Raw genomic sequence first — 9,164 nt, 5'->3', positions numbered from 1 at the left:
AGCGACGGCACCGCGCCGGATGCCAATGCACTGACCCAGCAAGGCACCTTCAAGGTCACGGCGGCTGACGGCCTGCAAAGCCTGACGGTGGGCGGCATCGCCGTGGTCACTGGCGGCGTGGCGGCCGGCTTCCCGCAATCGGTGATCACGCCGGCAGGCAACACCCTGACCATCACCGGCTACAACTCTGCCACTGGGGTGGTGAGCTACAGCTACACGCTGACCGACAACGGCAGCCACCCCGACGGTGCGGGCACCAACAGCATCAGCGAACACTTCGACGTGGTCGCCAAGGATGTCGACGGCAGCACCGCCACTGGCAGCCTGGACGTGAATATCGTCGATGACGTGCCGCAGGCGGGGGCGGATACCACCAGCGTGGTGGAAGGCGGGACCGCCACGGGCAACGTCCTGTGGAACGACAAGCTGGGGGCGGACCAGGCGGGCACCAGCAATGTCGTGGTCGGCGCACGTGCCGGCTCCGATACGTCGACATCGGCCGTCGGCAATCTCAACACCGCGATCGCTGGTCAGTACGGCACCTTGACCATTGATGCGGCGGGTAATGCGGTCTATCACGCCAACCCGAATGCGGTGCTGCCGCAAGGCGCCAGCGACGTTTTCGTCTACACCATTCGCGACACTGACGGTGACGAGAGCACCACGACCATCACGATCAATGTGCAGGACTGCTCGCTCGTTGCCGGCCCCGTTGGCGGGGTAACGGTCCATGAGAGCGCCCTGGATACGCATCAGGACGGCAACGACCTTGCCGCCGGCAGCGTCACCGGCAGCGACCCGAACTCGACCCGCGAAACCGCGTCCGGCAGCCTGGTGGGCACGGCCAGTGGCGGAGTCGGTGCGTTGACCTACAGCCTGGTGAGCGACGCCACGGGCCAGTACGGCCAGCTTCACCTGAATACCGATGGCACCTACACCTACACCCTGACTTCACCGGCCAACTCGCCGACCCACGCCAATGACGGCCCCAACACCATCACTGAAACCTTTACCTACCAGGTGAAAGACTCGGTCGGCAATTCGACCACCAGCACCATCGTCATCACCATCGTCGACGACGTGCCGCAAGCCCACAGCGATTACACCAGTGTGTACAAGGGCGATGTAGTGCGCGGTAATGTGATGTACAACGATGTGGTCGGCGCCGATGTACGCAGCGACGGCAACCATGTGGTCGGCGTGCGCGCCGGCAGCGATACCAGCACCTCGGCCATCGGCCAGTTGAACACTCAGGTAAACGGCCAGTATGGCTACCTGACCATCGACGAGAAAGGCAACGCGGTCTACCACTCCAACCCGGATGTGGTGTCGCCGCGGGATGCCGTCGACACCTTCGTCTACACCATCCGTGATGCCGACGGTGACGAAAGCACCACGACGATCACCATCAACGTCCACAACTCGCTGATGGCTTGTGCGGACCGCGATGTGACGGTGTACGAAAACGCCCTGGACCTGCACAAGGACGGCAACGACCTGGCCGCCGGCAGCGTCACCGGCAGCGACCCGGATTCGACCCGCGAAACCGCGTCCGGCACCCTGGTCGGTTCTGCCAGTGGCGGTGTCGGTGCGTTGACCTACAGCCTGGTAGGCGACGCCACGGGCCAGTACGGCCAGCTTCACCTGAACGCCGACGGCACCTACACCTACACCCTGACTTCACCGGCCAATTCGCCGACCCACGCCAATGACGGCCCCAACACCGTCACCGAAACGTTTACCTACCAGGTGAAAGATTCGGTCGGTAATTCGACCACCAGCACCATCGTCATCACCATCGTCGACGACGTGCCGAAAGCCCACAGCGATTACACCAGCGTGTACAAGGGCGACGAGGTGCGTGGCAATGTGATGTACAACGATGTGGTCGGTGCTGATGTGCGCAGCGCTGGCAACTACGTGGTCGGTGTGCGTGCGGGCAGTGATACCTCCACGTCGGCCATCGGCCAGCTGAACACCCAGGTGAACGGCCAGTACGGCTACCTGACCATCGACGAGAAGGGCAACGCGGTCTACCACTCCAACCCGGATGTGGTGTCGCCGCGAGATGCCGTCGACACCTTCGTCTACACCATCCGTGATGCCGACGGTGACGAAAGCACCACGACGATCACCATCAATGTGCATGACCCGCGCATCGAAGTGTGCATGGACGGGGAAGCCACGGTGTTCGAGAAAGCGCTGGACTTGAGCAAGGATGGCAGCGATCTGGCCACTGGCACGGTCACCGGCAGCGATCCGGCATCGCCCCTGGAAACAGCCTCTGGCAGCCTGGCCGGCTTGGCCAGTGGCGGCATAGGTGCCTTGTCCTACAGCCTGGTCAGCAATGCCGTTGGCCAATACGGCCAGATTCACCTGAACGCGGACGGCAGCTACACCTATACCCTGACGTCGCCGGCCAACTCACCGACCCATGCCAACAATGGCGCCAACACCGTCACTGAATCCTTTACCTATCAGGTTCAGGACGCGTACGGCCATTCGGCCACCAGCACCATCGTCATCAGCATTGTCGACGACGTGCCCCAGGCCCATTGCGATTTTGTCAGCGTATACAAGGGCGACGAGGTGCGCGGCAATGTGATGTACAACGATGTGGTGGGTGCCGACGTGCGCAGCGACGGCAACTACGTGGTCGGCGTGCGTGCCGGTAATGACACCAGTACCTCGGCCATTGGCCAACTGAACAGTCAGGTGCTTGGCCAGTACGGCTACCTGACCATCGACGAGAAAGGCAATGCGGTCTACCACTCCAACCCCGACGTGGCCTCGCCGCGGGATGCCGTCGACCGCTTCGTCTACACCATCCGCGATGCCGATGGCGACGAAAGCACCACGACCCTGACCATCAACGTGCACGACGCCAGGCTCATGGCCTGCGAGGACCGCGATGTCACGGTGTTCGAGAAGGCCCTGGACCTGCACAAGGATGGCAACGACCTGGCTGCAGGCAGCGCCATCGGCAGTGATCCGGGCTCGACCGGCGAAACGGCGTCCGGCTCGCTGGTGGGTTCGGTGTCCGGAGGCGTGGGGGCGCTGACCTACAGCCTGGTTGGCAACGCGGTCGGCCAGTATGGGCAGATCAGCATCAACCCTGACGGCAGCTATACCTACACGCTGACCTCGCCCGCCAATACACCGGGTGCCGATTCGACGGTCGAATACTTCACTTACAAAGCCACCGATTCGCTGGGCCACAGCGTTACCAGCAACATTGCTATCACCATCGTCGATGATGAGCCCACCGCAGTCTGCGCCGAGCGCAGCATCACCCCGGGCCAGGTGGACTCCAACATCCTGCTGGTGATCGATGTGTCCAGCAGCATGGCGTCTGCATCCGGAATCCCCGGCCTGACCCGCCTGGAGGCTGCCAAGCAGGCCATTGCTGCGCTGCTCGACAAGTACGACGACATGGGCGACATCAAGGTGCAGATCGTCACCTTCGGCAGCGGTGCAGAGATCAAGACGGCTGAATGGGTCAGCATCGACGCAGCCAAGTCGATCGTCAACGGCCTGCACGCAGGCGGCACCACCCACTACGACAGCGCTGCCACCACTGCCCAGGTGGCTTTTGTGCAGAATGGCAAGCTGGATGGCGCGCAGAATGTCAGCTACTTCTTCTCCGACGGCGAACCCAGCGCCGGGCATGGCATTTCCGCTGCCGGCGAAGCCACTTGGGAAAGCTTCCTCGATAGCAATGGCATCAAGTCGTACGCCATTGGCCTGGGCAAGGATATCAATGCGGGCAACCTGAACCCGTTGGCCTACGACGGCAGCAGCCATACCGACACCAACTCGGTAATCGTCAATGACTTCAACCAGCTCTATGGTGTGCTGTCAGGCACCGTGCAGGGTTCGCCGATTACCGGCAGCCTGCTCAGCGATGGCACCTTTGGTGCCGATGGCGGCTTCATCAAGGCACTGCTGGTGGACGGCACCACTTACACTTACGACCCGAAAGCCAATGCCGGGCAGGGCGGATACCAGGTCAGCGGTGGCGCAGACAATGCCAGCTTCGATACCACGGGCAATACGCTCACCATCAAGACCAGCCTGGGTGGCAGCCTGCTGGTGAACATGGACAGCGGCGAGTTCACCTACACGCCGCCCAAGGGCGCTGACTACTTGCAGTCCGAACGCTTCGGCTTCATGGTCAGTGACAACGACGGCGATACCAGCAGCGCCGACTTGCTGGTGCTGATCAATGGCAATCATGCGCCGGTGGCAGGCGCGGACCATGTGATTACCAATATCACCGGCGCCAGCATCACCGTGCCGGCTGAAGTGCTGCTGGCCAATGACAGCGACGCCGACAACGACCGCTTGAGCGCGTCGCCGATCACCGTCGACACGAACTTTGCCAGCAAGGGGGCAGGCTTCACCCTCGGCAATAGCGTTGCGAACATCACCTTCGATGGCCATGGCAACACGCTCGACAACCAGTTCAAAGCCCTGGAGCGCAGCGCCTTCACCACAGCCGCCGGCAGCATGACCGCGGCGCTGGTGGTGCTAGGCTACCTCGGCAACATCACCAGCAGTAATGCCAACAGCGAGGATGTGATCACCGTCAGCCTGCGCAAGGGCGAGACCCTGCAGCTGGACCATGACCGCCCCGATGGCAACCTGGGCCTGGAGTGGAAGGATGCCAACGGCAGCTACCAACCCATTGCCGATGGCGGCAGCTTCACCGCCAGCCATGACGGTGTGTACAGCATCCATGTGGTCAATCAGATCGATCCGTCGGATCACAGCAAGGCTGCCGAGAGCTACAAGTTGAGCCTGGTGGTCGATTACAGCAACGCCGTGAACGACGTGCATCAGGCCAGCTACACCGTCAGCGATGGCCATGGCGGCAGTGCTGCCGGTGCGGTGGATATCACTTACCAGGCCGGGACGAGCCTGAACGGCACGGCAGGTAATGATGTATTGATGGCAAGCAACGCCGACACTCTTCTCAACGGTGGTGACGGTCATGATGTGCTGGTGGGGGGGGCTGGCAATGACACCCTGCACGGCGGCAATGGCAACGACCTGTTGATCGGCGGCCTTGGCAACGACCTGCTCGATGGCGGAGCAGGCAACGATACCGCCAGCTATGCCTCTGCCAGCGGAGGGGTGACGGTCGACCTGAGCCTGGCTGGCCCACAGAATACCGGTGCTGCCGGCGTCGATACCTTGACCGGCATCGAGAACCTGATCGGCTCCGATTACAACGACACCTTGATCGGGGATGCTGGCGACAACCTGCTCAACGGCGGCCTGGGCAACGATGTGCTCAAGGGCGGCGACGGCAATGACATCCTCATCGGTGGGCCGGGCAACGACATCATGACCGGCGGCAACGGCAACGACACCTTCGTCTGGCAGAAGGGCGACAGCGGGCATGACACGGTCACCGACTTCACCCCGGGCAGCGACCACCTGGACCTGTCGCAGCTGCTGCAGGGCGAGAATGCCACGGCGGCGTCGCTGGATGACTACCTGCACTTCAAGGTCAGCGGGACTGGCAGCAATGTGGTCTCGACCATCGAGGTCAGCAGCGTGGCGGGGGCGGCGCCGACCCAGACCATCGACCTGGCTGGCGTCGACCTGGCCCAGCACTATGGCGTGACGGCAGGGGCGGGCGGCGTGATTTCGGCGGGGCAGGATACTGCGACCATCATCAACGGGATGATCAATGACCATTCTTTGAAGGTGGATACGGTTTAAGCGAGGTGGTCTTGGGCCGGCACAGGCGATAGCGGGGCTCAGCTGGGCCGGCGCAAGGTCTTCTGCTTGAGGATGTAGGCAGTCACCAGCACCGCACTGGTAAGCATGAAGGTCCTGGCCCAGAACAAGGGCACCAGGTAGCAGGACAAGCCGATACTCGCCCACATCAGCCCGATGGCGTAGACCTTGCCCTTGAGCGGAATGCCCTCGCCACTCAGGTAGTCACGGATCCACGGCCCAAGCTTGGGATGGTTGACCAGCCAATCGTGAAAGCGCGGCGAGCTGCGGGCGAAGCAGGCCGCCGCCAGCAGCAGGAACGGGGTGGTGGGCAACACCGGCAGGAAGATCCCCAGCACCCCCAGCGCAACACTGAGCCAGCCGATGGCCAGCAGCAGGTAGCGCACGGCCGACTCAGTGGTGGCGAGGCTTGAGCAGTGCCGGCTTCTCGTCTGGGGCGTGCAGCAGCAGGAACAGCGCGCTGAGTGCTTCCGGGATCTGCACGATCATGTCGTCCTGCAGGTTGGCGTTGCTGGCGATGTCGGCGAACTCGGGCTGTTCGTCGAACAGGCCGGAACCGACCATGATCGGCAGCAGCATTTCGCTGACTTCTTCCTCGGCGTTTTCGAACCAGGCCTCTTCACGCAGGAACACGCCCTCCATGAAGCCGATGCACCAGCCGCGCAGGTCGGAATCGTCCGGCTCGTCGGTCAGGTCCAGGTCGCATGGCAGGTCGAATTCTTCGTCGCTGGCCAGCTGGCGGGCGATGTGGCCCTTGAGGGCCACCAGCGTCGCTTCGATCTCGGTGCGCTGGGCATCGCTGGCGTAATGGGGCTCTTCGGCGAACAGCGCGTCGATCCATTCACGCTCGGGGACGTCCTCGGAGCAGATCGACAGCGCGGTCAGGTAGCCGTGTGCGGCGACGTAGTCCAGCGCTTCTTCGTGCAGCTCGTCGGCGTCGAGGAAGGCTTGCAGGCGGGTCAGTTGCTCGGCGAAGGACATTACAGGGCTACCTTGGGGAATAAACGATAGTGAATTCTAGCACCTTGCGGCGGCAGCGGGGCAAAGGGAACGTCTGTCACCGGGCATCCTGTGCGGGCCGTCACTACGGTATACTCCGCCGTTTTTCATCCAGGGGCGGGTTTACCCAGCCGTCTGGCAAAAGCCGCTTACGCTTTTGGCGTGTGCGGGGCGGGTTTTTCGTCCAGCCTGTGTCCAGGATGGTACGGCGATTTGTGGAGTTGCACATGCTCGAACAGGCTCAGCGCGTTCTCAAGGATATCTTCGGTTACGACAGTTTCCGCGGGCGCCAGGCAGCGATCATCGAATGCGTGGCCAATGGCGGCGATGCCTTGGTGCTGATGCCTACCGGTGGCGGCAAGTCCCTGTGCTTCCAGGTGCCTGGCTTGTTGCGCCCTGGCCTGACGGTGGTGGTGTCGCCGCTGATCGCGCTGATGGACGATCAGGTCGCCACCCTCGACGAACTCGGCGTCGCCGCAGCGGCGCTGAATTCCACCCTGAGCGCTGAGCAGCAGCGTGACCTGGCCGGGCGCCTGCGCCGGGGCGAGGTGAAGATGCTCTACCTGGCGCCTGAGCGCCTGGTGCAGCCGCGCATGCTGGACTTCCTGCGTGGCCTCGACATCTCGCTGTTCGCCATCGACGAAGCCCACTGTGTTTCGCAATGGGGTCACGACTTCCGTCCGGAATACCTGCAGTTGGGGCAACTGGCCGAGCTGTTCCCCCATGTGCCGCGGATCGCCCTGACCGCCACCGCCGACATGCGCACCCGCGAGGAGATCGTCCAGCGCCTGCACCTGCAGGGGGCCGAGCGCTTCCTGTCGAGTTTCGACCGGCCGAACATCTTCTACCGCATCGTGCCCAAGGAGGCGCCACGCAAGCAGCTGATGGCCTTCCTCGGCGAGCGCCGCGGCAATGCCGGCATCGTCTACTGCCTGTCGCGCAAGAAGGTCGACGAGACCGCGGCGTTCCTCTGCGAGCAAGGTTTCCCGGCCTTGCCGTACCACGCCGGCCTTGCCGCCGAGACGCGCGCCGCCAACCAGCACCGCTTCCTCAACGAGGAAGGGCTGATCATGGTCGCAACCATTGCCTTCGGCATGGGCATCGACAAGCCCAACGTGCGCTTCGTTGCCCACCTCGACCTGCCCAAGTCGCTCGAGGCCTATTACCAGGAAACCGGCCGTGCCGGCCGTGACGGCCTGCCGTCGGATGCCTGGATGGCCTACGGCCTGCAGGACATGGTGATGCTCAAGCAGATGCTGCAGAATTCCGAAGGTGATGAGCGCCACAAGCGCATCGAGCAGCACAAGCTCGACGCCATGCTGGCCCTGTGCGAAGAAACCCGCTGCCGCCGCCAGTCGCTGCTGGCCTATTTCGACGAAACCCTCGAACAACCCTGCGGCCATTGCGACAATTGCGTCGACCAGATCCAGACCTGGGACGCCACCGAGCCGGCCCGCCAGGCGTTGTCGGCGGTGTTCCGCACCGGCCAGCGCTACGGCGTTGGGCACCTGGTCGACGTGCTGCTGGGCAAGGACACCGAGAAGGTGCGCAACTTCGGCCACGAGAAGCTTTCGGTCTTCGGAGTCGGCAAGGGCCTGGCCGAGGCCGAATGGCGTTCGCTGTTCCGTCAGCTGGTGGCGCGCGGCCTGGTCGACATCGACCTCGAAGGCTACGGTGGCTTGCGCCTGTCCGACAGCTGCCGGCCGCTGCTGCGCGGCGAGGTGAACCTGCAGCTGCGCCGGGACCTCAAGCCACAGACCGTGGCCAAGGCGTCCTCCAGCGGCGGCAGCCCGGCCAGCCAGCTGGTACGCGCCGAGGAGCGCGAGCTGTGGGAGGCGCTGCGCACCCTGCGGCGCAAGCTGGCCGAAGAGCACAGCGTGCCGCCCTACGTCATCTTCCCCGACTCCACCTTGCTGGAAATGCTCCGCAGCCAGCCGACCAGCCTCAGCGACATGGCCCAGGTCAGCGGCGTGGGTGCGCGCAAGCTGGAGCGCTATGGCCAGGCCTTCCTCGAAGTGCTCAATGGCGCTGGGGGCACCGAGGAGGCGCCGAAGGTGGTGCTCGACCTGCGTCACGAACTGGTCAGCCTGGCCCGCGCCGGCATGACACCGGCGCAGATCGCCGGCCAGCTCAACTGCAGCGAGAAGAATGTCTACAGCCTGCTGGCCGAAGCCCTTGGCCGCCAGGAGCTGAGCCTGGAGCAGGCGCTGGACCTGCCGGAAGACCTGATGATGGAAGTGCAGGATGCCTTCCTCGATGGCGAGGGCGAGCTGCCGCCGGTATCGGCGATTGCCCCCCTGTTCGGCGCACGGGTGCCGGAAGGCGTGCTGTACTGCGTGCGTGCGGCGCTGGCGGCGGAGTTCGAGCTCTGATGGGCGGCATTTCAGTCAACTGCTGATGCTTGTCATCCTTTTTGA

The 9,164-nt window shown here is 63.6% G+C and carries 4 protein-coding genes; 2 read left to right on the top strand and 2 right to left on the bottom strand.

Annotated features, from left to right (window positions below; translation table 11 throughout):
- A partial coding sequence (locus tag ACIPZ8_RS12570; RefSeq protein WP_400723278.1) for an Ig-like domain-containing protein occupies positions 1–5,730 on the top strand: 5,730 nt, incomplete at its 5' end.
- A 38-nt stretch (positions 5,731–5,768) separates the two neighbouring features.
- On the opposite strand, the gene ACIPZ8_RS12565 is transcribed toward ACIPZ8_RS12570, so the two are convergent.
- Both ACIPZ8_RS12565 and ACIPZ8_RS12560 read right to left on the bottom strand, forming a co-directional pair.
- Positions 5,769–6,134 carry a YbaN family protein gene (locus ACIPZ8_RS12565; protein ID WP_400723275.1) on the bottom strand — a complete coding sequence of 122 codons (366 nt, stop codon included), beginning with the start codon at positions 6,132–6,134 and terminating at the stop codon, positions 5,769–5,771.
- A gap of 7 nt (positions 6,135–6,141) precedes the next feature.
- Positions 6,142–6,729 carry a YecA family protein gene (locus ACIPZ8_RS12560; RefSeq protein WP_012315632.1) on the bottom strand — a complete coding sequence of 196 codons (588 nt, stop codon included), beginning with the start codon at positions 6,727–6,729 and terminating at the stop codon, positions 6,142–6,144.
- Positions 6,730–6,974: 245 nt separating this feature from the next.
- On the opposite strand from ACIPZ8_RS12560, the gene recQ reads away from it, so the two are divergent.
- Complete coding sequence (recQ, locus tag ACIPZ8_RS12555; protein WP_400723272.1) at positions 6,975–9,119, top strand: DNA helicase RecQ; 2,145 nt, start codon at positions 6,975–6,977, stop codon at positions 9,117–9,119.
- Positions 9,120–9,164 lie beyond the last annotated feature (45 nt).

Source organism: Pseudomonas sp. NPDC089422 (assembly GCF_044749405.1).
Taxonomy (GTDB): domain Bacteria; phylum Pseudomonadota; class Gammaproteobacteria; order Pseudomonadales; family Pseudomonadaceae; genus Aquipseudomonas.
Note: the sequence above shows the minus strand (reverse complement) of the source record. Positions and strands in the feature narration are given on the sequence as shown.

Bases quoted from the DNA above. Each gene is read 5' to 3' on its own strand.
- ACIPZ8_RS12560 (WP_012315632.1), bottom strand. From the start codon at position 6,729: ATGTCCTTCGCCGAGCAACTGACCCGCCTGCAAGCCTTCCTCGACGCC.
- recQ (WP_400723272.1), top strand. From the start codon at position 6,975: ATGCTCGAACAGGCTCAGCGCGTTCTCAAGGATATCTTCGGTTACGAC.